We start from the raw sequence: 23,736 nt of genomic DNA on the forward strand, positions 1-23,736 counted from the left end.
CTGTTTCAGGCGGTCGGCAGGTCGAACACCAGGCAGGTGGTGGTGGCGTGTGCGTACAGCGTGCCGTCCGGGCCGACCAGCCGCGCCTCGGCGGTGGCGAGCTGGCGGCCGCAATGGATCACCTTGCCTTCGGCGCGCACCCGCGGCACCTTGGGCGTGATGGCCCGGACCAGGTTCACGCCCAGCTCGGCCGTGGTGTACGCGCGGCCGGCCGGCATCAGGGTGTGTATCGCGCAGCCCAAGGCCGAGTCGAGCAGCGTGGCGAACCAGCCACCATGCACCGTGCCCATCGGGTTCAGCAACTGCGGCCCCGGCGTGCCCTGGAACGTGGCGTAGCCCTTGCCGACTGCGACCATCAGGAAGTCGAGCGTCCTGGCGATGCTGGCGTAGGGCAGCGTGCCGTCGAGCACCCCCTGCATCAGCTCCAGCCCGCTCATGCCGGCGATCTGGTCCATGCGCGCGACACCTGGCCCGGGGCCGGCTGCTAGGCGCTCCATCACGGCCTTCTCTTCGGCGAGCCATTGGTCGAGGTGGTTGTGCGTCATGCCTGTTTTCCGTTGTTCGGACCGCGTGATGATGCACCGCGATCAGGCTGAAGCAAGTCGCGAACGCAACTCGGTCTTCAGCACCTTGCCGTAGTTGTTCTTCGGCAGCTCGCTCACGAAGATGTAGCGCTTGGGGCGCTTGAAGCGGGCGATCTGGCTCAGGCAATGGGCGTCCAGCGCAGCTTTGCTCAGCGTGCCGCCCGGTTGTGCGACGACGAAGGCGACCACGTTTTCGCCCCATTCGGCGTCCGGCTCACCGACCACGGCGGCCTCGGCCACGCCAGGCGCGGTGAGCAGCGCTTCCTCCACCTCGCGCGGATAGATGTTGCTGCCGCCGCTGATGATCAGGTCCTTGCTGCGGTCCTTCAGCGTCAGGTAGCCATCGGCATCCAGCGCGCCCATGTCGCCGGTGAACAGCCAGCCGTCCCGGATGGCGGGCGCCGTCGCCTCGGGGTTGGCCCAGTAGCCGGCCATCACGCTGTCGCCCTGGACGACGACTTCGCCGACCTGGCCGAGCGGCAGATCGCGGCCCTGCGGATCGGTCACGCGCACCCGCACCGAGGTCTGCGCCACGCCGACCGAGGCGATACGCTCGAGATGGCGCGGGTGCGCGGTGTCGGCCAGATCGGCGCGCGACAGCACGGTGCCGACCATCGGCGTCTCGCCCTGGCCGTAGATCTGCACGAAGCGCGGTCCCATCACGCGCAGCGCGCGCTGGATGTCGGCCAGGTACATCGGCGCGCCGCCGTAGACGATGGTCTTGAAGCAGCGCGCGCAGTCATCGGGCGACAGGCCCTGTCGCTCGGCTTCGTCCACCAGCCGACCGACGATGGTCGGCGCGGCGAACAGCGACAGCGGGCCGACCTCGCGCCCGAGCGCGAATAGCTCGACCGGATCGACGCTGCCCGATGCCGGCACCAGGTGGCGCGCGCCGGCCATCAGGTGCGGGATGGCATAGAGGCCGGCGCCGTGCGAGATTGGCGCCGCATAGACGATGGTGTCGTCGGGTGCTACCGGATCGACGTCGACGTGGTAGCCCATGCCCATGGTCATCAGGTTGCGCTGCGTCAGCATCACGCCCTTGGGGCGGCCGGTGGTGCCGCTGGTATAGAACAGCCATGCCGTGTCGTCCAGCGACCGCTCGGTGATCGGCGCGGCGTCGGCGTTGGGCGCCGGCGCCAGCAGTTCGGCGGCCTGATCGGACTCCAGGTCGATCTGGCACCGCAGCCCGGCCAGCGGTGAGGGCGCGACGTCGCCGGTGACGAAGGCCCAGCGGGCGCCGCAGTTGTCGATGATCCATTCGACTTCGCGCGGGTGCAGCTTGGCGTTGACCGGTACCGCGACCAGGCCGGCCCACCACAGGCCCCACAGCACTTCCAGGTAGCGTGGGTGGTTGCGGCCGAACAGCAGTACGCGATCGCCCGGCGCCAGGCCAGCCGTGCGCAGGCGCTGCGCGAGGCCGGCGCTGCGGGCTGCCCACTCACCGTAGCTGGCGTGCTGAACGCTGCCATCGAAAATGGCCGGCGCCTCGGGGTGCTGGCAGGCCTGGCGCCGCAAAAGGTGCGCCAGACTCATGGTGCTCGCTCTCTCATGTCGCGCATTCTGGAGCAAGCCGTGCGCGGCGCTGACGGCGGCGACGGCTGGCGGCCCTCGAACAAGGCTCGGCACCCTAGATCGGCAACGGCCCTTCGAACGGCAGCACGTGGCTGAAGTGGCACGCCACGCCGTCGGCCGCCGTCCAGCGGTACAGGCCGATCATCAGCGGCTCGAACCGGCAGGCCAGGGCTGCGCCGGGTCGCAGGTCCAGATCGATCTGGTGCGAGGTGGACGGCGCCACCACCACCGGCGCACCACCCAGCGCGCCCACGATCGGGCGGTGCATGTGCCCGGCCAGGATCATCTGCACGCCGCCGTGCCCGGCCACCAGCGTGGCCAGTTCGGCGCGCCCCTGCAGCAGCCCGCACTGGTCCATGGCGCTGATGCCGGTGACCAGCGGCGGGTGGTGCATGAAGATCACCACCGGCGCGCCGGAGCACTGCTGCAACCGGCCTCGCAGCCAGTCGAGCTGAGCGGCGCCGAGCACCCCGTGGGCGTGTCCGGGCGATACCGTGTTGAGGCCGATGAAGTGCAGGCCGCCATGCTCGACGTGCATGCAGACCTGGTCCGGCGGCGCGTCGGCGGCCTGCGGCATCAACTCGCTCAGCAGGCGGCGCGCAACAAGTGGCTGGTCGTGGTTGCCTGGCACGGCCAGCACGCGCGGGCCGCCCGTGGCCGCATGCGGCAGTTCCTGCGACAGCAGCTGGCCGATCGTCGCGTAATCCTGCTCGCGCCCACATTCGGTCAGGTCGCCGCTCAGCAGCAGCACGTCCGGCGCCGGATCCAGGGTGCGCACATGCACCAACGCCCGGCGCAAGCCTTCCACGGGATCGGCACGTCCGCCCAGCTCAGCGGGGTTGAGGCCGATATGCGGATCGGTGAGGTGGGCGATGAGCATGGCCCCGCTTTGTACACCGGAGCCGGGTGCCCGATGTACCGGTTGGGAGGCAGCGGTCGAAAAGTATCTCAGCAAACCGGCAAATAAATCGCACTCCGGCGCGATGACGACGGCCCGCCCGCATCAGCGACAGGGTCGTTCGAACAACCGGCCGTGTCCCGTCACGGTCGGATCCAGCCCGGCAGTGCACATCAAGTCCCAGAAACCGGCAGGTGAGCTGGCGATCACCGGGCATCCCAGCTGCGCCTCTATCCGGGGAACCACGGTCAACGTGCGCAGGCCGCCACATGAAATCAGCAGGGCGTCTGCGGGTTCGCCTTGTGCGTAGGCCGACCTGCCCAGCTCCATCAGTTCCTGCGGGCTGACCTGCGCGACCGCATCCACGCTGGTCATGTCGAGGCCACGCAGGGCGGTGACCACGAGACCCTGCGCATCGAGAAAATCACGCAGGCACTGGTTCAACTCGTCGTTGTACGAGCTGGCGACGGCAATTCGCTGCACCCCAAGGGTCTGCATGGCATGAACGATCGCATGGGCCATGGTGGTGCAGGGCAGGCCGGTTGCGTCGCGTAGCTGGTCACGCAGCTCATTGGCGAAGACGGCCCCGTGCTGGAAGCTGATCGAGGTGCCCATGAGCGAAATCGCCTGCGCACCGGCGTCGCGCAGGGCGAGGGCGTGATCGACGATGCTCCGCATCACCGGTGCAAAGCCGTGGTGTGAGATCGCGGCAATCCCGAGTCCACGGGCGCTGAAGCGCGCGCGACCGGCGTACAACTGCGGCCCATCGTCCGGCACCTGCCCGTGCGCGGGCGGAACGATCAGGCCCAGCAATGGTGGTGGCGCGGCTGCGCTCACTGGGCGGAGATCTTCTGCGCGCTGATCAGCTTGCCCCACGCCGCCGATTCGCGCACGAGGTCGGCGGCCAGCGCCTGCGCCGGCATGAAGGCCGGTACCGCGCCCTGCATGCTCGCCGACTGCTTCATTTCAGCGCTGGCCAGAACGGTCCTGACGGCCTGCTCCAGCTTGCCGATCACTGCCGGCGGCGTGCCCGCCGGGGCGGCCAGATACAGCCGCGGCGCGGCGCTGAAGCCGGCAATCGCCTGCGACAGCGGCGCCACGGCTTCCGCGCCGGCAAGCTTGTCATCACTCATCATCGCCAGGCCCTTGAGCTTGCCCGACTTGATCTGCGCCAGTCAACCCGCCGCGCTGACCACCCCCAGCGGCACCTGCCCGCCGATGATGTCCGGAACGATCTGCGATGCCCCGCGATAGGGGATGTGCAGCACGTAGGTGCTGGTCTGGCCCTTGAGCATCTCGAAGCCGAGGTGGTGCACCGTGCCGACCCCCGGGGTGGCGTAGGCATAGCGGCCGGGATGGGCCTTCAGTTCCTGCACGAAGCTCTTCGGATCGGAGGCGGGGAAGTCGGGCCGCGCGACGATCATCAGCGGCAGGTTGAACAGGCCGGCGATCGGCGTGAACGCCTTCAGCGGCTCGAACGGCATACGTGCCTGCATGTGCTCCGCGATCAGCACGCCGCTTTCGCCCAGCAGCAGCGCATAGCCGTCGGGCGCGGCCTTGGCAACGGCGTCGGCCGCGATCAGGCCCGCGGCGCCGGCGCGGTTTTCCACCACCACCTGCTGGCCAAGTAGGTCACCGAGCTTGGGTGCGATCAGCCGTGCGACCGTATCCATGCCGCCGCCGGCCGAATAGCCCACGAACAGGCGCACTGGCCGCACGGGATAGTCCTGCGCCTGGACGAAGGGAGCCACCATGGCGGCAGCAGCGGCGGTGGCGATGAGCAGCGTGCGCCGTCGTGCGGCGAAAGCCCTGTTCCGGTGGTCCATGGTGTCTCCTGTCGGTAGGTTGGTGGGTCAGGCTTTTCCGGCACCGCGGGATCCGGGACGGCGCGCGAGTTCCTTGATGCGTGAACGGCTGGGCTTGAAGCCCAGACCGGGCTGCTCCGGCAGCGTCAGCACGCCCTGCTCGGGTACCGGCAGATCGTCGAAGACCAGCGTGCAGCAGTCGACCGCCACCGAGTGGTACTCCACCAGGCCACCGTTGGCGAGGCCTGCGTGCAGGTGCATGTTGTGGTGCGGCCAGGCGCCGCCGTTGGCGATCGCGGTGTTGAAGGCCGCCGCCATGCCGGCGATGCGCAGGCACTGCGTGTAGCCGCCGGTGATGCAGACGTTGGGCTGCACCACGTCCACGGCCTGCGCGACCAGCATGTCGCGGAACCGGCTCGCCAGGCCTTCGTTCTGGCCGGCCGCCAGCGGGATGCCGATCTGGCTGCGCAGCTTGGCGAGATTGCCGATGTCGTTGTGCGACACCGGCTCCTCGAAGAACGCGATGTCGTGGCGCTCCAGCGCGCGTGCCAGACGCAGCGCGTGCAGGTAGTCCAGGCTGCAGTTGGCATCGATGAAGATCTGTACCAGCGGCCCGACCGCCTCGCGCACCGCCGCCACGCGCCGCACGTCTTCCGCAATGACGTCGCCGAGCGGCCGCGGCTCGTCACGCCGCGCCAGCGCATGGTGGCCGACCGTCATCTTCAAGCGGGTGAAACCGCGCTTGACCCAAGTGAGCGCGGCTTCAGCAAGCTCGTCGCGGTCGAAGAACGCGAAGCCGAAGGTGGCGTACACCGGCACCTGTGCGCGCGCGCCGCCGAACAGGCGCCAGCACGGCTGGCCGAGCACCTGCCCCTTCAGGTCCCACAGTGCCAGATCGATCGCCGCGATGGCGTGGCTGGCATAACCCGACTGCCCGCGCGGCGTCAGCAGCCAGTACAGGCGTTCCCAGATCAGCTCGTGGCGCATCGGATCGGCACCGACCAAGGCGTGTGCGGCGATGTCGTTGACGATGCTGCCGATCACCTCCTCCTCGGTGATGGCGGTCATGCCGGTGCCGGTCAGCCCGGTGTCGGTTTCGATGTCGACCAGGCAGACCGACAGCGAGGTGGTCTTGGATCTCGGACCGCGCCCGACCGTGACGGGCAAGTGCAGCGGGGTGGCATGAACACGTGTGATGCGCAAGGGGTGATCCGGCATGGACGCCAGAATAGGGATGCCCTTGCGGGCCAGCAAGGCGCCACCGGCGAACCCAGCTTTCGCCAAATGCGAAAGCGCCCGGGTGTTAGGCTTGGCGCAGTTCGCTTGCCAGGGTGACGATGACAGACGTCGGCGGCAGGTCTGCCCGCATCATCAGACGGTGCGTGCGCCGGGCCCAGTCGTTCGCCAACGGCACGGCGGCCAGCGGCAGTGCGGCAAGCTGTGGGGCAATGGCTTGCAACGGCAACACGCTCAGACCGAGGCCGGCAGCCACCATGCGGCAGACGGCGTCGAAGCTGCGCATGCGCATACGTACCGCCAGCGCATGGCCTTGCATAGCGGCGGTGGCGACGAGGCGACCGGAGATCGCGTTCCCGTCGGGCAGGCACACGAAGGGATGATCGATCACGTCTTCCAGCCTCAGCAGCCGCTGCCTGGCAATCGGGTCGTCGGCGCGCGTCAGCAGCACCAGCTGGTCGTGGAACAGCTCGAACGAGCGCAGACCCTGCACCGGGTGCGGCAGATCGACGATGCCCATGTCGGCGCGCTCCTCGAGCAGCGACAAGGGAATCTCCGGACTGCTGCGCTCCTCGATGTCCACCTGCACCTGTGGGTGTTGCTGTTGGAATCGAGTCAGGCGCTCGGGCAGGAATTCGATCAGTGAGGATGCGTTGGCCAGCACGCGCACATGGCCGCGACGGCCTTGGCCTTCGTCCTGCAGCTCCCGCACCAGCCGGTCGGATCGGGCGATGAGTTCCTGGCCCTGCTGCACCAGCCGCTGGCCCGCCGCGGTCAACCGCACGCCGCGTGGCCCGCGTTTGAACAGCGCAACCCCGAGCGCATGCTCCAGCGCCGTGATGCGCGCGCTCACGGCACCCAGCGCGAGGCCGCTGCGCTCGCTGCCGGCGCTGATGGAACCGGCCTCGGCCACCGCAATGACCACGCGCAGTGTTGTCAGGTCGAGCAGCTCCTGGCGCGATGGCGCGCTGCGGTTCACACTGGTACGGTGTAGTTCAGCGCCATGCGCCCGCCGTCGACCATGATGATCTCGCCGGTGATGTAGCTGGCGGCGTCGCTGGCTAGGAAGGCGACGACGTCGGCAATCTCGCTCGGCTGACCTAGGCGCTTCATGGGCGTGCGCATCATGATCTTGTTTTTCGCTTCCTCGCTGGTCAGCACCGCGGCCGCGGCCAGTTCGGTGGCGATGGTGCCGGGGCCGACGGCGTTGACGCGCACGCCCTTGTCGGCCAGCGCCAGCGCCATGGCGCGCGTGAGCTGGTTGATGCCGCCCTTGCTGACGTTGTAGCTGGCGATGTTGGGGATCGCGAGCACGCTGTTGACCGAACTCATGTTGACGATGCTGCCATGGCCGGCCCTGGCCATCTCGCGCGCCACCGCCTGCGCGACCAGGAACGCGCCCTTCAGGTTGACGCGCAGCACGGCGTCGAAGTCCTTCTCGCTGACGTCGAGGAAGTCGGCCGCCTTGAAGATGCCGGCGTTGTTGACCAGCACGTCGATGCGGCCGTGCGCCTTCATCGTTTCGGCTACCAGCGCGTCGACCTGGTGCTTGTCGCCGACGTCGCAGTGCAGGTAGTCGGCCTGCAGTTCGGCGGCCAGCGCACGCCCGCGCTCGTCGGCCACGTCGGCGATCACGACGCGTGCGCCTTCGCGCGCGAAGCGGCGGGCGCAGGCCTCGCCAATGCCCTGCGCCGCGCCGGTGATGAGGGCGATGCGGTCGCGCAGGCCGAAGGAAATGGAGGCGGTGTCAGTGCTCATGGTGTGGAATCGGGGCAGGGCTGCCAGCGTGCGGATGCGCGGCCGGTGTCGCCGCGATTGTCCCGCATCGGCCCGATGCGCTGGCGCCTACACTGTGCGGCATCTGACCCGACCCCTCCCAGCGCCATGATCACCCTGACCCAGGCCGTGCTCTACACCGACACCGACGGCCGTGCGCGCTTCCGCGACGAACCGCTGATCCTGAGCGAGGGCACGCCGGCGGCCCGGCTGTCCACGCTGATGGCCTCGGGCGGCTGGCAGTTTCGCCACAGCCCGGTCGGGTTCTGGAGCGGTTTTCATTGCACCGGCACGCCGCAGTGGCTGCTGGTGCTGCAAGGCCGGATGGAGATCGGGCTGCAGGACGGCAGCACGCGCGAATTTGGGCCGGGCGAGTATTTCTATTCCGGCGACACCTTGCCCGCAGGTACCAGCTTCGATCCCGGCCTGCACGGCCATCGCAGCCGCCAGGTCGGCGACGAGCCGCTGGTGACGCTGTTCGTGCGCGCGGCCGAGCGCTGAAGCCGTCGACCGCCGCGGTGGCGTGGCACCGCGCGCGGTGCTGCCGCCTTCAGCAGTTGCTGCTTCAGCGGCTGAAGCCCCCGCGCCGGTTGCCGCCGCTGCGGTTGCCGCTGCCGAAGCCGCCACCGCCAAGACCGCGGTTGCCACCGCCCGAGCGGCCGCGGTTGCGTCCGCTACCGCTCTTGCCCATCAGGTCGATGCTGGTGCGCATCGGGTCGGGCTGCCCGGCGGCGCCGTGGCTGGGGCCGCTGGGGCGTGGGCGCTTGCCGTGCAGATTGGTCTGCAGCGGATCGATGTGGCGCGGCAGGTGGTCGAGTTCGCGCTCATCGTCGTTGTCGAAACCGAACTCACGCGTGGGCTGAGCGCGGTGCTGGCTGTCGCCCTGGCTGTTCGGGCGCGATCCCTGGGTGCTCGGGCTGTTGCCACGGCCGCCACGGCGGCGCCGGCTGCGTCCGCTGCGCTCGCCCTGCGGACGCTGTTCGCCGGCGCGGGTCTCGATCGGCTGGCCGTCGGCATCCAGTTCTGCCGCGTCGGTTGGCACGGCACTGTCCTGGGTGCGCGTGCGTGGCGCTGGGGCCGGGCGGTTGCCGCCCTGGCCGCGGCCGCCACCGCCGGCCTTGCTCTCGCGGATGCGCTGCATCATTTCCTGGCGCGCCGCGCGGGCGGCGGCCTGCATGACTTCGCGGCTGGGCGGCTTGCCGAGGCCGCCCCACAGGGTCTGGCGGCCCATGGCGATCGGCTCGGCCTTCTCGTCGGGATCGGGGCCGAAGCCTTCCAGGATCTGCACCGGGATCTGCTGGCGCGTGAAGCGTTCGATCTCGTGCATGAAGCCTTCCTCGTCCATGCACACCAGGCTGATGGCCTGGCCGCTGGCGCCGGCGCGGCCGGTGCGGCCGATGCGGTGCACGTAGTCCTCCGGCACGTTGGGGATGTCGTAGTTGACCACGTACGGCAGGTGGTCGATGTCGATGCCGCGCGCGGCGATGTCGGTGGCCACCAGGGCGCGCAACTCGCCGCTCTTGAATTCGGCCAGCGCCTGGGTGCGCGCGGTCTGGCTCTTGTTGCCGTGCAGCGCCATGGCCTTGATGCCACGCTCGTTCAGGAAGTCGGCCACCTTGTTGGCGCCGAACTTGGTGCGCGTGAAGATCAACACTTGGCTCCAGTCGCCTTCGCCGACCAGGTGCGCCAGCACGTCCTTCTTGCGGTTGCGGCCGACCGGGTAGATCAACTGGCGGATGCGCTCCACCGTGGTGTTGGGCGGCGTCACCTGGATGCTCTTGGGGTTCTTGAGCAGCCCGTTGGCCAGGTCGCGGATCTCGTTGCTGAAGGTGGCCGAGAACAGCAGGCTCTGCTTGTCGCGTGGCAGCAGCGCCAGCACCTTCTTGACGTCGTGGATGAAGCCCATGTCGAGCATGCGGTCGGCCTCGTCCAGCACCAGCATCTCGACGTGCGAGAGGTCCATGTGGCCTTGCTGTTCCAGGTCGAGCAGGCGGCCGGGCGTGGCCACCAGGATGTCGACGCCGGCCTGGATGCGCTCGATCTGCGGGTTCATGCCGACGCCACCGAAGATCACGGTGGAACTCAGATCCACGTACTTGCCATAGGTGCGCACCGATTCCTCGACCTGGGCGGCCAGTTCGCGCGTCGGCGTCAGCACCAGTGCGCGGATGGCGCCGGGCCTGGCGGCGGGGCGGGTGCTCAGCAACTGCAGCATCGGCAGCGTGAAGCCGGCGGTCTTGCCGGTGCCGGTCTGCGCGCCGGCCAGCAGATCGTGGCCTTCGAGCACGACGGGAATCGCTTGCGCCTGGACGGGGGTGGGGGCGGTGTAGCCCTGTTCTTGCACAGCCCGCAGAATGGCAGGGGCCAGGTTCAGATCATCAAAGTTCATCAAACGGGTGCGCCTGTCTCATCAGGGCGCAAGGAGCTTCGGGCCTGTTCCGGCGAGCGCCGGCCAGTCAGGGGGCTGAAGCGGGTTCTTCTTGAGATGGGCACCTGCGGGCGATGAGCCCCGGACACCCCAGCGAAACGCTGGCATCGGCGGATTAACTGGTGGTCCGCCAGCGCGTCGATTATCGCATGCTGCGCCACAGCCTGCCTTGTAGGACGAAAGCGCGGGTGCCTCACGAGGTCGCGCGGCTGGACCGGGTTCGCCGGATCGATGCCGGCCACTCCGTGCTGACGCTGCTTGACCGCCCGGCGGCGGTGGGGCGCGCCAGCGCCGATAATGGCGCCTTAACGGCGCGCGCGGCCGGTGCTGCTGCGACCGCTGCCGTCCCACCCCTTTCCTTTCACGCCTGCCCGGCTGCCGGCATCGGAGCGATCGACGCCGGTGGCCGCCTGCTTTTCTTCAAGAGAGTCAACCATGGCCCAGTACGTTTTTTCCATGAACCGCGTCGGCAAGATCGTGCCGCCCAAGCGGCACATCCTGAAGGACATCTCGCTGTCATTCTTCCCCGGCGCCAAGATCGGTGTGCTGGGCCTGAACGGCTCGGGCAAATCGACGCTGCTGAAGATCATGGCCGGCATCGACAAGGACATCGAGGGCGAGGCCATCCCCATGCCCGGCCTCGACATCGGCTACCTGCCGCAGGAGCCGCAACTCAACCCCGAGCACACCGTGCGCGAGGCGGTCGAGGAGGCGATGAAGGAGGTCAACGACGCGCGTGCCCGGCTGGAGGAAATCTACGCGGCCTACGCCGAGGAAGACGCCGACTTCGACGCCCTGAGCGAGGAGCAGGGCCGGTTGGAAGCCGTCATCGCCGCCGCCGGCACCGACAGCGAGCACCAGCTGGAAATCGCCGCCGACGCGCTGCGCCTGCCGCCCTGGGATGCGGTGATCGGCAAGCTCTCGGGCGGCGAGAAGCGCCGCGTGGCGCTGTGCAAGCTGCTGCTGTCCAAGCCCGACATGCTGCTGCTGGACGAACCGACCAACCACCTGGATGCCGAGTCGGTGCAGTGGCTGGAGATCTTCCTGCAGCGCTTTCCCGGCACCGTGGTGGCCATCACGCACGACCGCTACTTCCTCGACAACGCCGCCGAGTGGATTCTCGAACTCGACCGCGGTCACGGCATTCCGTACAAGGGCAACTACTCGAGCTGGCTGGAGCAGAAGGAGGCGCGGCTGAAGCAGGAGCAGCGTGGCGAGGATGCGCGCGCCAAGGCGATGAAGAAAGAACTGGAGTGGGCGCGCCAGAACCCCAAGGGCCGCCAGGCCAAGTCGAAGGCGCGCCTGGCCCGCTTCGAGGAACTGAGCGACTACGAATACCAGAAGCGCAACGAGACGCAGGAGATCTTCATCCCGGTCGCCGAGCGCCTGGGCACGGAAGTGATCGAGTTCAAGGGCGTCAGCAAATCATTTGGCGACCGCCTGCTGATCGATGACCTGAGCTTCAAGGTGCCGGCCGGCGCCATCGTCGGCATCATCGGTCCGAACGGCGCCGGCAAATCGACGCTGTTCAAGATGATCGCCGGCATCGAGCAGCCCGACAGCGGCGAGGTGGCGATCGGCAAGACCGTGCAGATGGCCTTCGTCGACCAGAGCCGCGACGCGCTGTCGGCCGACAAGACGGTGTGGGAGGACATCTCGGGCGGACTCGACATCATCACCGTCGGCAAGTTCCAGATGCCCAGCCGCGCTTACGCCGGCCGCTTCAACTTCAACGGCCAGGACCAGCAGAAGAAGGTCGGTATGCTCTCGGGCGGCGAGCGCGGCCGCCTGCATCTGGCCAAGACGCTGATGCAGGGCGGCAACGTGCTGCTGCTGGACGAGCCCAGCAACGACCTCGACGTCGAGACCCTGCGCGCGCTGGAGGATGCGCTGCTCGAGTTCGCCGGCAGCGTGATGGTCATCAGCCACGACCGCTGGTTCCTCGACCGCATCTGCACCCACATCCTGGCCGCCGAGGGCGACAGCCAGTGGACCTTCTTCGACGGCAACTACCAGGAATACGAGGCCGACAAGGTCAGGCGCCTGGGCGAGGAGGGCGCGCGGCCGCACCGGGTGCGGTACAAGGCCTTGAAATAGAGTGCAGCCTAGTGGCACTCCCTGATTCGATCCAGGATCGCTGGTTGATCCTCGGCTGTGTGGAATCACCCCCTACAGCGCGCCCACTGTTCGGAGGCGCCGCACTACTAGCTATCCTGGAGGAAACGGCACTCTCCACCGTAATACGATGCGCCGTCTATCTGCCCTCCCGTACACGAACCGCCTGCCGGGATCGTGCCGCCGACGGTGCAGTCGGTTTGAACCGGTGCGACCAGCCGCGCCGATCATCTCGTGATCGATGGACCACCGCGCATCGCGGCGCTGCTGCCCACGCCTTCACCGCGACTGCCGTCACCTTGCAGCGGTTGCCGGGTAGGTGACCGTGCCATCGGCATGCACCTGCGCGCCGGGCGTCAGCTTCGCGTCTTCGATGCGGTCTGCCATGATGTGCCGCACCGTTTCGCCGGTGGCCAGCAGGTGGTCGGCGATGATGCGGCGGTGGCAGCGCCACCAGACGGCTTCGGAGCACATCACGGCGCAGCGCTCGCGCTGGCCGAGCTGGCGCAACTCCTCCAGCCCTGCGCGGAACGCCGGCTGCAGCGCGTAGTCGGCGTAGTTGTGGAAGCTGCGGTTGTCCCAGAAGCCGTTCACCTCGGGCGCCACCTCGCGCTGCCGGCTGCGCAGCCCGCCCAGGCTGGCCAGGTGCTGGTAGCCGATGCCGTGCGGCGCCAGCGCCTGCGGCAGGGTGTCGCGGTTGAACTGCGGGTTGGTGCGCGAGCGCGGGACGGTGCGCACGTCGACCAGTTGGGTGACCTGCGCCGCCTGCAGGCGCTCGACCAGCTCGTCGATGGAGAGCGTCGAATGGCCGATGGTGTGGTAGGGCAGCCGCGCCGGCATGGTGCTACTTGGCGATGTGGCGCAGCGCCGAGCCCTTGTGCACCGCCACGTGGTCGGTCTTGTCGCTCTTGATTTCGTACTGCGGGTCGTCCTTGCTGGCGTGGTGCGTGTAGCCCTTCCAGTCGAAGTCGGCCTTGTGCACCTTGGTGATGTGGCCGCTGACGCGGCCGGCTTCGGAGTTCCAGCTCACGTGGTCGCCGATCTTGAATGGCTTCGCCATGACACGCCTCCTGCGCGAAAGATGTCCCGCAGGCATTGTGGGACGGATCGGCGTGCGTTGCCGTGCCGACAGGCCGGTGGGGTCAAGGCACGCGCGGCGCGGCCCGGTGCCAGGTGACGAAGGCCAGGTGCTGGCCGCTGGCGGCGACGACTTGCTCGCGTGCGGCCTGCTTCCATTCGGGGCCGATGGCGGGTGCGAAGGTGTCGCCGTCGACTGCGGCGTCGATCTCGGTCACCACCAGTTCGTCGGCCAGCGGCAGCGCCTGGGCATAGATCTGCGCGCCGCCGATGACCCAGGCCTGCTCGGCGCCCTGGCACATCCGCAGCGCCTCGGGCAGGCTGGCCGCGCGCTCGGCACCGGCTGCGCTCCAGTCCGGCTGCCGCGTGACGACGATGTTGCGCCGGCCGGGCAGGGGGCGGAACCGGGGCGGGATCGAGTCCCAGGTGCGGCGCCCCATGATGACCGGGTGGCTGAGCGTGGTGCGCTTGAAGTGCGCCAGGTCTTCCGGCAGGTGCCAGGGCATGACGCCGTCCTTGCCGATCACGCGATCGCGGGCCTGGGCCCAGATCAGGCCGACGCGCGGGCGATTCATCGCGCCCCCAGCCTGAGCGCCGCGTCGACGATCTGGGTGGCGGTGACACGCGCCTCGGCTTCCAGGCTGCTGGCATAGCCGACCGGAATGCGCGGTGCGCCCAGGCGCGCGACCCGGGCGCCGGTTTCTTCCGCCACGGTGGCGGCGATCTCGGCGCCGAAGCCGGCCACGCGCACGGCCTCGTGCACCACCAGCAGGCGGCCGGTCTTTGTCACGCTGTTCAGCACCGCAGCCTTGTCCCAGGGCCAGAGGGTGCGCAGGTCGATCACTTCGGCCTGCACGCCTTGCGCTGCGAGCTGGTCGGCGGCTTCCAGGCAGGCCAGCATCTGGCGCGACCAGCTCACGATGGTGACGTGCGTACCCGCGCGCGCCACGCGTGCCTGGCCCAGCGGCACGACTTCGCCCGGCGTCACCGGGCCGGGGGTGGCCCAGAGTTCCTTGTGCTCCATGTACACGACCGGGTCGCCCGAGGCCAGCGCGGCCAGCAGCAGGCCGTGGTTGTCGGCCGGCGTGGCGGGCGCGACCACGACCAGGCCGGGGATGTGCGCGAACCACGCCTCCAGCGACTGGCTGTGCTGCGCGGCCGAGGCCGACCAGATGCCGATCGGCATGCGCATCACCATCGGCACGCGGCCCTGGCCGCCGAACATGTAGCGGTTCTTGGCGGCCTGGTTGACGATCTCGTCGATGGCGCAGAGCGCGAAATCGACCACGCGCAGCTCGACCACCGGCGTGCAGCCGGCCAGCGCCATGCCGACTGCGGCGCCGACGATGGTGCTCTCGGAAATCGGCGTGTCGATGATGCGGTCCGCGCCGAAGCGCTGCACCAGCGGCGTGCCGCCTTCATCGCGGTACTGGCCGAACACGCCGCCGCGGCCCAGGTCCTCGCCGAGCGCGATGAGGTGCGGGTTCTGCTCCATCGCCTGCGACAGCGCGAGCGCGGCCGCCTGAGCGTACGTCATCTGCACCGCGGCGCTCATTGCCACACCCCCGCGCCGGTGTTCTGGATGTCGGTGTACGCGGCGCTCCGATCGGGCAACGGCGCGGCGGTAGCGGTGGCGACCACGGCGTCGATCTCGGCCTGGGCATCGCGCTCGATCTGCTCGACCTGCGCGGCGTGGCCTTGCGCGATGAGTTGCGCGCGCGTGCGGGCGATGCCGTCGCGCGCCAGGGCGGCGGCCACGGCCTCGGGGTCGCGGTAGCTGCCGGGGTCGACCGAGACGTGTCCCTTGTGCCGGTCGGTCAGGGCGTGCAGCAGGCGCGGGCCGCTGCCGTTTCGGACCTCGCGGATCAGCGTGGCGGCAGCATCGCTGACGGCCCGCACGTCGGTGCCGTCGACCTGCACCGCCGGCAGCCCCAGCGCGATCGCACGCGCGCTGGCGCCGGGCCCGGCCGTCATGGTGCTGCTGTCGGTGGTGGCCGAGATGTGGTTGTCCTCGCACACGAACAGCACCGGCAGGTGGTAGATCACGGCCCAGTTCAGCGCCTCCATGAACGGCCCGCGGTTGATGGCGCCGTCGCCGAAGAAGCACACGGCGATTGCGTGGAGGCCACGGATCTTCAGCCCCTGCGCCGCGCCCACGGCGATCGGTAGGCCGGCCGCCACCACGCCGTTGGCGCCCAGCATGCCGACCGAGAAGTCGGCGATGTGCATCGAGCCGCCCTTGCCGCCGTTGTAGCCGCTGGCGCGGCCGAACAGCTCGCACATCATCCGGGTCGGGTCGGCGCCCTTGGCCAGGGTGTGGCCGTGGCCGCGGTGGGTGCTGGTGAGCAGGTCGGTGGGTTTCAGGTGCGCGCAGACGCCGGCGGCCACCGCTTCCTGCCCGGTCGACAGGTGCAGCGGGCCGCGCACCAGCGCTGGCTGCTCCGATGCTGCATGGCCCCAGGCCGCCACGCCGCCCTGGCTGGCGACTTCGGCCGCGTCCTCGAAGGCGCGGATGCGCACCATGGTGCGGTAGAGCGAGAGCAGGTCGGTCATTGGGGGAAGTCAGGAAAACTAGTGCTTGTGCTGGCGGCAAAAGCCGGATTCATGCGAAATCGCGTTCGAAAATATAGAACCGTTCGGGCTGAGCTTGTCGAAGCCTTGCCAGAGGTCTGCACTTCGACAGGCTTGTCCTGAGTTCGCCGAAGGGCTCAGTGCGAACGGTTTTCTATAGTACCGAGCGCCAATCGGGGCATCAGGCCGTCACACCGCCACCGGTGCCCTGATGGCCGCGTGATGCTGGTAGTCCAGCACCTCGAAATCCTCGTACTCGTAGTCGAAGATCGACGGCGGGCGGCGCTTGATATGCAAGGTGGGGTAGGGGAAGGGCGTGCGGCTGAGCTGTTCTTGCACCTGCTCTTCGTGATTGCTGTAGATGTGGCAATCGCCGCCGGTCCAGATGAAGTCGCCCACCGCCAGGTCGCACTGCTGCGCCAGCATGTGCGTCAGCAGCGCGTAGCTGGCGATGTTGAATGGCACGCCGAGGAAGATGTCGGCGCTGCGCTGGTAGAGCTGGCAACTCAGCTTGCCTTGGGCGACGTAGAACTGGAACAGCGCATGGCAGGGCATCAGCGCCATCTGGTCGAGTTCGGCCACGTTCCAGGCGCTCACGATGATGCGGCGCGAGTCGGGATTCGTCTTCAGCGTCTCCACCACCTGCGCGATCTGGTCGATGTGCGTGCCGTTGGCCCTGGGCCAGGAGCGCCACTGCACGCCGTACACGGGGCCCAGGTCGCCCGTTTCGGGGTCGGCCCATTCGTCCCAGATCGTCACGCCGCGCTCGCGCAGCCAGTTGTTGTTGCTCGACCCGCTGAGGAACCACAGCAGCTCGTGGATGATGCTCTTCAGGTGCACCTTCTTGGTGGTGACCAGCGGAAAGCCTTCGCCGAGGTCGAAGCGCATCTGGTAGCCGAACACGCTCCGGGTGCCGGTGCCCGTGCGGTCGGGCTTGAACACGCCGTGCTCGTGCACGTGGCGCATGAAATCCTCGTACTGGTGGCGGATCGGTCGGGTCGGGCGGCGGTCGGGCACGGTCATGGTGGCCCCGATTGTGGCGGATTCGACCGGCCCGGCCGTGCGCACAATAGCGGCCATGGATCCGAAGCTGCTGCTGGCGCGCCTGCGTCGCTACCCTTCCGCCGCGCTGCTGGCGGTGCAGTTGCTGGGCGTGCTGCTGCACGCGGCCCTGGACGACGGCGGCACCGGGCGCCTGGGCCAGGTGGTGCTCAGCCTGTTCGGGTTGCTGGTGCTGGGCATGGCGCTGCGCGTGGTGCGCCAGAGCCCGGCGGCCAACAGCTGGGCCATCGCGCTGGCGCTGAGCGTGCTGGTGCTGTGGGGCTGGCACTGGCTGACGCCCGGCACGCAGTTGCTGCTGGCGATCTCGGTGCTGGAGGCGCTGTTCTACCTGTACGCGGCGGGCGCGCTGATCGCCTACATGCTGCAGGATGACGCCGCCACGCCGGACGAACTGATGGCCGCGGCGGCCACCTTCACGGTGCTGGCCTGGGCTTTCGCCCACCTGTATATGGCCTGCCAGTTGCTGGTGCCGGGCACGTTTCCGGCAGCGGTGCGGCCGGACGCGCCGCGCACCTGGTTCGAACTGCTGTTCCTGAGCTTCACCTCGCTGGCCGGCGTGGGCCTGAGCGACATCGCGCCGGTCAAGCCGATGGGCCGCGCGCTGGTCATGCTGGAGGAGCTGGCGGGCGTGATCTACATCGCCGGCGTGGTGTCACGCCTGGTGGGCCTGACGCTCAGGCGGCGCGACAGCCGTTAGGGCTGCTCCTGTTTTTTTCGCTGCCGGCAGCGGATCGAAAACAGGTGACGAAAACTCCAAATAACTGTATAAAACAACAGTTTTCTGGAGTTTGAAATGGCTGTCCCGTCCTGCCTGTCTTCGTCCCTGCTGACCAGCGTCTGGCGCGCCGATGAACTGGTGCGCGGCGCGGGCGAAGTCGTTTCCAGCGGCCACGCCGCGCTGGATGCCGAACTGCCCGGCGGCGGCTGGCCGCTGGGCGCGCTGATCGAACTGCTGCAGCCGTCCCCCACGGCCGCGGTCTGGCCCTTGCTGTGGCCGGCGCTGGCGCGGCGCTTGCAGGCGGGCGAGGCGGGGCAGGCGCGGGCATCGGTGCGCAATTCCCGGCAGGCGGCAACGGCATCGACCGCGCGGAACAGCCGCGTGGTGGTGCTCAATCCGCCGCACGAACCCTGCCTGCCGGCCTTCGCGGCGGCCGGCATTCCTGCCGCTCAGTTGCTGTGGCTGGCGCCATCCACGCCCGCCGAGCAGCTGTGGGCCGCCGAGCAGGCGCTGCGCTGCCAGGACGTGGCCGCGCTCGTCGCCTGGCTGCCGCGCGTGCGCGTGGCCGAGCTGCGCCGGCTGCAGCAGGCCGCGGCGCAGACCGGCACGCTGCTGTTCGTGCTGCAGCCGGATGGCAGCGTGCGGGACGCCGCCACCCCGGCGCGCCTGCGCCTGCGGGTGGGCGCTGCACTGCCGCCGCCGCCCGGACGGCCGAAGCTGCGGCTGGTGGGCGTGGGCGGCGTGCCCGATGCGGAGCCGACGACGGCGTGCGGCCTGCCGCAGCTGCGCATCGACCTGCTCAAGCGGCGCGGGCCGCCGCGCGATGCGCCGCTGTGGCTGCCGGCCTGCGGCCCGGCGCTGGCGGCGGTGCTGCAGGCGGCGCTCGGGCAGGCGCTGCGGCGCGATGAACCCCCGCACGACGCCGCCGCGGACGCAAGCGGGCAGGTGCCGCGCGCAAGCGGCTCGGTGACGCCGCTGCGCCAGCGGTCGAAAGCGCCGCGGCCCGGTGCGCCGGGGCCTTCATCGAGGCCGGCGCTGGCCGTCGCGCCGGCGAGCACGGACGCCCGACGGGCCGCGGCAGACGCCGTGCACGGGGAGGGCGGCCATGCATTGGCTGGCGCTTCAGTGGCCGCAGCCTGACGACGCGCTGGCCGCCGACCTCCCCACGCCCGAGGCCTTGGCCTGGTGGGCGCTCGGCTTCACGCCGCGCGTGGCCTGGGTCGAGGAGGCCCTGCTGCTCGAGGTGTCGGACTGCGAACGCCTGTGGGGCGGCCGGCGTGCCCTGCTGCAGCGGATCTGGCAGTCGAACCCGGCGCCGGACCTGCTGCAGCAGGCCCAGGCGGCGACCAGCCTGGCGGCGCTGGCGCGGCTGCGCCTGCAGGTCGCGGGCCACGCGCCGCCGGCGGCCGTGGACGGCCTGCCGCTGCACACCCTGAGCGCGGCGCGCCCGCACCTCGGCGTGCTGGCGCGCCTGGGCTGCCGTAGCTGGGGCCAGCTCGATGCGCTGCCCCGCACCGGGCTGGCGCGGCGCTTCGGGCCGGCGCTGGGCCACGCGCTCGATGTCGCCTGCGGCCGCGCGCCCGACGTGCATGCCTGGGTCGTGGCGCCGGAGCGCTTCGTGCAGGCGCTGGAGCTGCCCCAGCGCGCCGACAGCGCGCCCGCGCTGCTGTGGTCGACGCGCCGCCTGCTGACCAGCCTGCAGTACTGGCTGGCCGCGCGCCAGCAGGGCGTGCTGGCGCTGGAGCTGGCCTGGAGCTTCGACCAGCGCCGCCTGAACGGCCAGGCGCTGCCGCCGCGGCAGGCGATCGAGCTGCGCACCGCCGAGCCGGTGCAGCGCATGGAGCACATCCAGCGCCTGCTGGCCGAGCGCCTGGCGCGCACGCCCCTGCTGGCGCCCGCGCGCGCCATCCGCCTGCGCACGCTGGAAACCGCGCCCTGGCAGGCCGCCACGCGCAGCTTCCTGCCCGAGGACCAGCCGCGCGGCGATCCGCTGCACGTCTTCGTCGAGCGCGTCGGCGCCCGCCTGGGCGCCGGTGCGCTGCGCACGCCCGTGCCGCAGGCCGACCACCGGCCCGAATGCCGCCAGCGCTGGCAGGCTGCCGAGCAAGCCTTGCCGGGCCGGGGCGTCGGCCCGGGGCGCAACGCCGAGGCTGCTCCGTCCGTGCCTGCCTGCGTGCCCGGCCCCCTCGATCCGGCCTGGCTGCTGCGCCCGCCGCAGCCGCTGGCGCAGCAGCAAGGCCGGCCCGTGCACCAGGGCCGGCGCCTGCGCCTGATCGCCGGGCCGCGACGCATCGAATCGGGCTGGTGGTCCGGCGCCGTGGCGGACGATGGGCCCGAGCCGCCGGTGGCGCGCGACTACTTCATCGCCCAGGGTGCCGCGGCCGAGCTGCTGTGGGTGTATCGAGAGCGGCCGACCTCGGCGTCGGCCGCCGGGACGGGGGCGGGAGATCGGCAGGCGGATGCGCCGCGCTGGTTCCTGCACGGCTTGTATGCCTGAGCTGTCGCGCAAGGAAGAAGCCCGCCGCGCCGCGCAGGCCGGGCGCGCAGCAGGCAGGCTGCGCCGCCTGCCGGCTCGCGCGCTCGGGCCAGGCCACGGCACCGGCGCCGCCCGCGACGGCCGGCCGGCCTACGCCGAGCTGCACTGCCTGACGCACTTCAGCTTCCAGCGCGGCGCCAGCAGCCCCGAGGAGCTGGTGCGCCGCGCCTGGGCGCTGGGCTACACGGCGCTGGCCATCACCGACGAATGCTCGGTCGCCGGCGTGGTGCGCGCCTGGAAGGAACTGGGCGACTGCCAGCGCGCGCTGGAGGCCCGGGAAGCCGACGACGAGCTGCTGCACCTGCAGGCCGCGCGCGTGGCGCTGGGGATGCAGGAGCCGCTGAAGCTGCTGTACGGCAGCGAATTCCGTTTTCAGGGGCAGGGCACGCTGGTGGCGCTGGCGCGCGACTTGCCAGGCTGGGGCGACTTGTGCGAATTCATCAGCCATTGCCGCCGCGCTGCGCCCAAGGGGCAGTACGTGCTGCTGTCATTGACTGAGGCGTTGAGCAGGCTGGCTGCGTGCGAACTGCTGTGGGCGCCTGCCCGGCCAGCGCCGCAAGCCGGTGCCGCCGCCGCCGGCACCTTGTTCGAGCCATTCCAAGGCACGGAAGGCATGCGGCTCACCCTGCTGGCCGAGCTGCACGCCGACGCCGACGATGCGCGCTGGCTGGCGCAGTTGCGCCGGCTCTCCAGCGCCACCGGCTGGCCGCTCGCCGCCGCGGGCGAGGTGCACATGCACGCGCGCTCGCGCAAGCGCTTGCAGGACGTGCTGACCGCCATCCGCCTCGGCCGGCCGGTGCACCGCTGCGGCTTCGCCCTGCAGCCCAATGCCGAGCGCCACCTGCGGCCGCTGGACCGGCTGGCGCGCATCCATGCGCCTGACCTGCTCGCCGCCACGCTGGCGGTGGCCGAGCGCTGCCGCTTCACGCTGGAAGAGGTTCGCTACAACTACCCGCAGGAGGCCGTGCTGCCGGGTCTGACGCCGACCGAGACGCTGCGCAAGCTCACCTACGAAGGCGCGGCCGGGCGCTATCCGAGTGGCGTGCCGCCCACCATCGTGGCCTTCATCGAGAAGGAGCTGGCCCTGATTGCCGATTGCAGGTACGAAGCGTTCTTTCTCACCGTGCACCACATCGTGCGCTTTGCCAGGAGCCAGGGCATCCTGTGCCAAGGACGTGGCTCTGCCGCCAACTCGGTGGTGTGCTGGTGCCTCGGCATCACCGCCGCCGATCCCGAGAAGTCCAGTCCGCTGCTGGAGCGCTTCATCAGCAAGGCGCGCGAGAAGGAGCCGCCCGACATCGACGTCGACTTCGAGCACGAGCGGCGCGAGGAAGTCATCCAGTACATCTACCGCGAATACGGCCGTGACCGCGCGGCGCTGGCCGCCACCGTGATCTGCTGGCGCACCCGCAGCGCGCTGCGCGACGTCGGCAAGGCACTGGGCGTGGACGAGCGCCTGGTCGACGCCTTCGCCAGGGACCACCACTGGTTCGACGACGTGCTGGCGGCCGACCGGCTGGGCGAGTTGGCGCGCAAGCACGGCTGCACGATTCATGCGCAGCAGGCGCGCCTGTGGCTGGAGCTCAGCGCCCAGCTCAAGGGCACGCCGCGCCACCTGAGCCAGCACGTAGGCGGCTTCGTGCTGACCGAAACGCCCCTGCACCGTCTGGTGCCGCTGGAGCCGGCGGCGATGGAACAACGCCAGGTCATCCAGTGGGACAAGGACGACCTGGAAGCCCTGGGCCTGATCAAGGTGGACGTGCTGGCGCTCGGTATGCTGACCGCCATGCGGCGCTGCCTGGACATGGTCGGCCAGCGGCGCGGCCGGGCCATGGCCCGGGAGGACATTCCGCATGAGGACGAGCCCACCTACGAAATGATCCGGCAGGCCGACACCGTCGGCACCTTCCAGATCGAAAGCCGCGCGCAGATGAGCATGCTGCCGCGCCTGAAGCCCGCCACTTTCTACGACCTGGTGGTGCAGGTCGCCATCGTGCGGCCGGGGCCGATCAGTGGCGGCATGGTGCACCCGTACCTGAAGGCGCGCGAGCGCGAGCGGCGCGGCGAGGCCATCGTCTACGAGCGCTCGTCGAAGGAGCCGCCTGATCAGCCGCCGGCGCTGATGAAGGCGCTCAGGCGCACACTGGGCGTGCCAATCTTCCAGGAACAGGTGATGGAGATCTCCATGATCGCCGCCGGCTTCTCGGCCACCAAGGCCGACGAACTGCGCCGCGCCATGGCGGCCTGGAAGCGCAAGGGCGGCGTGCACAGGTTCGAGGACGAGCTGAAGGGCGGCATGATCGAACGCGGCTATTCGCCCGAGTTCGCCGAGCGCATCTTCAGGCAGATCCTGGGCTTCGGCGAATACGGCTTTCCCGAAAGCCACGCCTACAGCTTCGCCCTGATCGCCTACGAAAGCAGCTGGCTCAAGTGCCACGAGCCCGAGGCCTTCCTGGCCGCCATGCTGAATTCGCAGCCGATGGGCTTCTATGGTCCGTCGCAGCTGATCCAGGATGCGCGGCGCCACGGCGTCGTCGTGTTGCCGCCGGATGTGACGGTGAGCGACTGGGATTGCACGCTGGAGCCTCCTGCTGCCGCTCGCGCTGGGGAAAGGATGCGCCCCGCCGTCCGCCTCGGCCTGCGCCTGGTCAAGTCGTTCGATGAAAAGGCCGCCGAACGCATCGCGCAGGCGCGCCTGCAGGGCCGGTTCAGCAGCGTGGACGACCTGGCGCGGCGCGCCCGGCTCGACGTGCGCGCGCTCAACGCGCTGGCCGCCGCCGACGCGCTGCGCAGCCTGGCCGGGCACCGGCGCCAGCAGGCGTGGCAGGGCGCGGCCCTGCGGGCGGCGCCCGGGCTGCTGCGCGAGGCCTCCATCGACGAAGCGGCGCTGGCCTTGCCGGCGGCGCCCGAGGGCGAGGAGATCGTGCACGACTACGCCGCGCTCGGCCTGACGCTGCGGCGCCATCCGCTGGCCCTGCTGCGCGAGCGCCTGGCGCCGCGCGGCGTGCGCACGGCGGCCGAGCTGGATGCGCTTGCGCCGACGCGGCAGGTCATCGCCTGCGGCCTGGTCACCGGCCGCCAGCGTCCGGCCACGGCCAATGACACCATCTTCGTCACGCTGGAGGACGAGACCGGCCCGGTCAACGTCATCGTCTGGAAGAGCGTGCGCGCCGACCCGCGGCAGCGCCAGGCCCTGCTGCGATCGCACCTGCTGGCGGTGGAGGGCGAATGGCAGTGTGACGAGGACAGCGGCGGGCGTGTCGCGCACCTGATCGCCCGGCGCTTTCACGATCTGACGCACCTGCTGGGGCGCCTGGCCGAATCGACCTACAGCCGCGACTTTCGCTGAAACGCA

20 protein-coding genes and 1 pseudogene are annotated in these 23,736 nt (G+C 70.0%); 6 read left to right on the top strand and 15 right to left on the bottom strand.

The window, feature by feature from the left end:
- Nucleotides 1-5: 5 nt before the first annotated feature.
- The 8 genes and pseudogenes from PK606_RS02015 to PK606_RS02050 all read right to left on the bottom strand — a co-directional run bounded on the left by PK606_RS02015 (nucleotide 6) and on the right by PK606_RS02050 (nucleotide 7,856).
- Complete coding sequence (locus PK606_RS02015) at nucleotides 6-545, bottom strand: PaaI family thioesterase (protein ID WP_324560042.1); 540 nt, start codon at nucleotides 543-545, stop codon at nucleotides 6-8.
- 42 nt (nucleotides 546-587) lie between these two features.
- The gene (locus tag PK606_RS02020; protein ID WP_324560043.1) at nucleotides 588-2,120 is read right to left on the bottom strand and encodes a class I adenylate-forming enzyme family protein; all 1,533 of its coding nucleotides are present in this window, start codon (nucleotides 2,118-2,120) and stop codon (nucleotides 588-590) included.
- A 94-nt stretch (nucleotides 2,121-2,214) separates the two neighbouring features.
- On the bottom strand, nucleotides 2,215-3,039 hold the full coding sequence (locus PK606_RS02025) for a metallophosphoesterase (protein ID WP_324560045.1): 825 nt from the start codon (nucleotides 3,037-3,039) through the stop codon (nucleotides 2,215-2,217).
- 123 nt (nucleotides 3,040-3,162) lie between these two features.
- Nucleotides 3,163-3,894, bottom strand: a complete 732-nt coding sequence (locus tag PK606_RS02030) for an arylmalonate decarboxylase (protein ID WP_324560047.1) — start codon at nucleotides 3,892-3,894, stop codon at nucleotides 3,163-3,165.
- Nucleotides 3,891-4,883 (bottom strand): annotated as a pseudogene (locus tag PK606_RS02035) (Bug family tripartite tricarboxylate transporter substrate binding protein). The gene PK606_RS02030 and the pseudogene PK606_RS02035 overlap by 4 nt, the downstream one beginning before the upstream one ends.
- 27 nt (nucleotides 4,884-4,910) lie before the next feature.
- Entirely contained in the window at nucleotides 4,911-6,065 is a 1,155-nt protein-coding gene (locus PK606_RS02040) for a mandelate racemase/muconate lactonizing enzyme family protein (protein WP_324560049.1), read from the bottom strand.
- A 100-nt stretch (nucleotides 6,066-6,165) separates the two neighbouring features.
- Nucleotides 6,166-7,077, bottom strand: a complete 912-nt coding sequence (locus PK606_RS02045) for a LysR family transcriptional regulator (protein ID WP_324560051.1) — start codon at nucleotides 7,075-7,077, stop codon at nucleotides 6,166-6,168.
- Nucleotides 7,074-7,856, bottom strand: coding sequence for an SDR family NAD(P)-dependent oxidoreductase (locus PK606_RS02050; protein ID WP_324560053.1), 783 nt, complete (start codon nucleotides 7,854-7,856; stop codon nucleotides 7,074-7,076). Before PK606_RS02050 ends, PK606_RS02045 begins: the two co-directional genes overlap by 4 nt.
- Nucleotides 7,857-7,982: 126 nt before the next feature.
- Here PK606_RS02050 and PK606_RS02055 point away from each other — a divergent pair, with 126 nt between their 5' ends.
- Nucleotides 7,983-8,375, top strand: coding sequence for a cupin domain-containing protein (locus tag PK606_RS02055; RefSeq protein ID WP_324560055.1), 393 nt, complete (start codon nucleotides 7,983-7,985; stop codon nucleotides 8,373-8,375).
- Nucleotides 8,376-8,439: 64 nt separating this feature from the next.
- Here the strand turns inward: PK606_RS02055 and PK606_RS02060 are convergent, their stop codons facing one another.
- Nucleotides 8,440-10,263 carry a DEAD/DEAH box helicase gene (locus PK606_RS02060; RefSeq protein ID WP_324560057.1) on the bottom strand — a complete coding sequence of 608 codons (1,824 nt, stop codon included), beginning with the start codon at nucleotides 10,261-10,263 and terminating at the stop codon, nucleotides 8,440-8,442.
- Nucleotides 10,264-10,737: 474 nt separating this feature from the next.
- Between PK606_RS02060 and ettA the strand changes: the two genes are divergently transcribed.
- Nucleotides 10,738-12,399 (top strand): energy-dependent translational throttle protein EttA, encoded by a 1,662-nt coding sequence (gene ettA, locus PK606_RS02065; RefSeq protein WP_324560059.1) that lies wholly within the window; start codon nucleotides 10,738-10,740, stop codon nucleotides 12,397-12,399.
- Nucleotides 12,400-12,711: 312 nt separating this feature from the next.
- Here ettA and PK606_RS02070 read toward each other — a convergent pair whose 3' ends face one another.
- From PK606_RS02070 to PK606_RS02095, 6 genes are all read right to left on the bottom strand, one after another.
- A complete protein-coding gene (locus PK606_RS02070; RefSeq protein WP_324560060.1) occupies nucleotides 12,712-13,257 on the bottom strand; it encodes a DUF488 domain-containing protein in 546 nt (181 codons plus the stop codon).
- A 4-nt stretch (nucleotides 13,258-13,261) separates the two neighbouring features.
- Nucleotides 13,262-13,477, bottom strand: a complete 216-nt coding sequence (locus PK606_RS02075) for a hypervirulence associated TUDOR domain-containing protein (RefSeq protein WP_324560062.1) — start codon at nucleotides 13,475-13,477, stop codon at nucleotides 13,262-13,264.
- Between the two features lie 82 nt (nucleotides 13,478-13,559).
- Nucleotides 13,560-14,069 carry a dihydrofolate reductase gene (locus PK606_RS02080; RefSeq protein WP_324560064.1) on the bottom strand — a complete coding sequence of 170 codons (510 nt, stop codon included), beginning with the start codon at nucleotides 14,067-14,069 and terminating at the stop codon, nucleotides 13,560-13,562.
- Entirely contained in the window at nucleotides 14,066-15,031 is a 966-nt protein-coding gene (locus tag PK606_RS02085; protein ID WP_324560066.1) for an alpha-ketoacid dehydrogenase subunit beta, read from the bottom strand. Before PK606_RS02085 ends, PK606_RS02080 begins: the two co-directional genes overlap by 4 nt.
- 14 nt (nucleotides 15,032-15,045) lie before the next feature.
- Nucleotides 15,046-16,047 (bottom strand): thiamine pyrophosphate-dependent dehydrogenase E1 component subunit alpha, encoded by a 1,002-nt coding sequence (locus PK606_RS02090; RefSeq protein ID WP_324560068.1) that lies wholly within the window; start codon nucleotides 16,045-16,047, stop codon nucleotides 15,046-15,048.
- A gap of 207 nt (nucleotides 16,048-16,254) precedes the next feature.
- Complete coding sequence (locus tag PK606_RS02095; protein ID WP_324560070.1) at nucleotides 16,255-17,088, bottom strand: thymidylate synthase; 834 nt, start codon at nucleotides 17,086-17,088, stop codon at nucleotides 16,255-16,257.
- A 55-nt stretch (nucleotides 17,089-17,143) separates the two neighbouring features.
- Between PK606_RS02095 and PK606_RS02100 the strand changes: the two genes are divergently transcribed.
- From PK606_RS02100 to PK606_RS02115, 4 genes are all read left to right on the top strand, one after another.
- Nucleotides 17,144-17,824, top strand: coding sequence for an ion channel (locus PK606_RS02100; RefSeq protein WP_324560072.1), 681 nt, complete (start codon nucleotides 17,144-17,146; stop codon nucleotides 17,822-17,824).
- A 96-nt stretch (nucleotides 17,825-17,920) separates the two neighbouring features.
- Entirely contained in the window at nucleotides 17,921-18,985 is a 1,065-nt protein-coding gene (locus PK606_RS02105) for a hypothetical protein (protein ID WP_324560074.1), read from the top strand.
- Nucleotides 18,951-20,342, top strand: coding sequence for a DNA polymerase Y subunit UmuC family protein (locus PK606_RS02110; RefSeq protein WP_324560077.1), 1,392 nt, complete (start codon nucleotides 18,951-18,953; stop codon nucleotides 20,340-20,342). Before PK606_RS02105 ends, PK606_RS02110 begins: the two co-directional genes overlap by 35 nt.
- Nucleotides 20,335-23,730, top strand: a complete 3,396-nt coding sequence (locus tag PK606_RS02115; protein WP_324560079.1) for an error-prone DNA polymerase — start codon at nucleotides 20,335-20,337, stop codon at nucleotides 23,728-23,730. The genes PK606_RS02110 and PK606_RS02115 overlap by 8 nt, the downstream gene beginning before the upstream one ends.
- Nucleotides 23,731-23,736: the final 6 nt, after the last annotated feature.

The sequence above is a fragment of the Ottowia sp. genome (assembly GCF_035444425.1).
In the GTDB taxonomy this organism is placed as follows: Bacteria; Pseudomonadota; Gammaproteobacteria; order Burkholderiales; family Burkholderiaceae_C; genus Ottowia.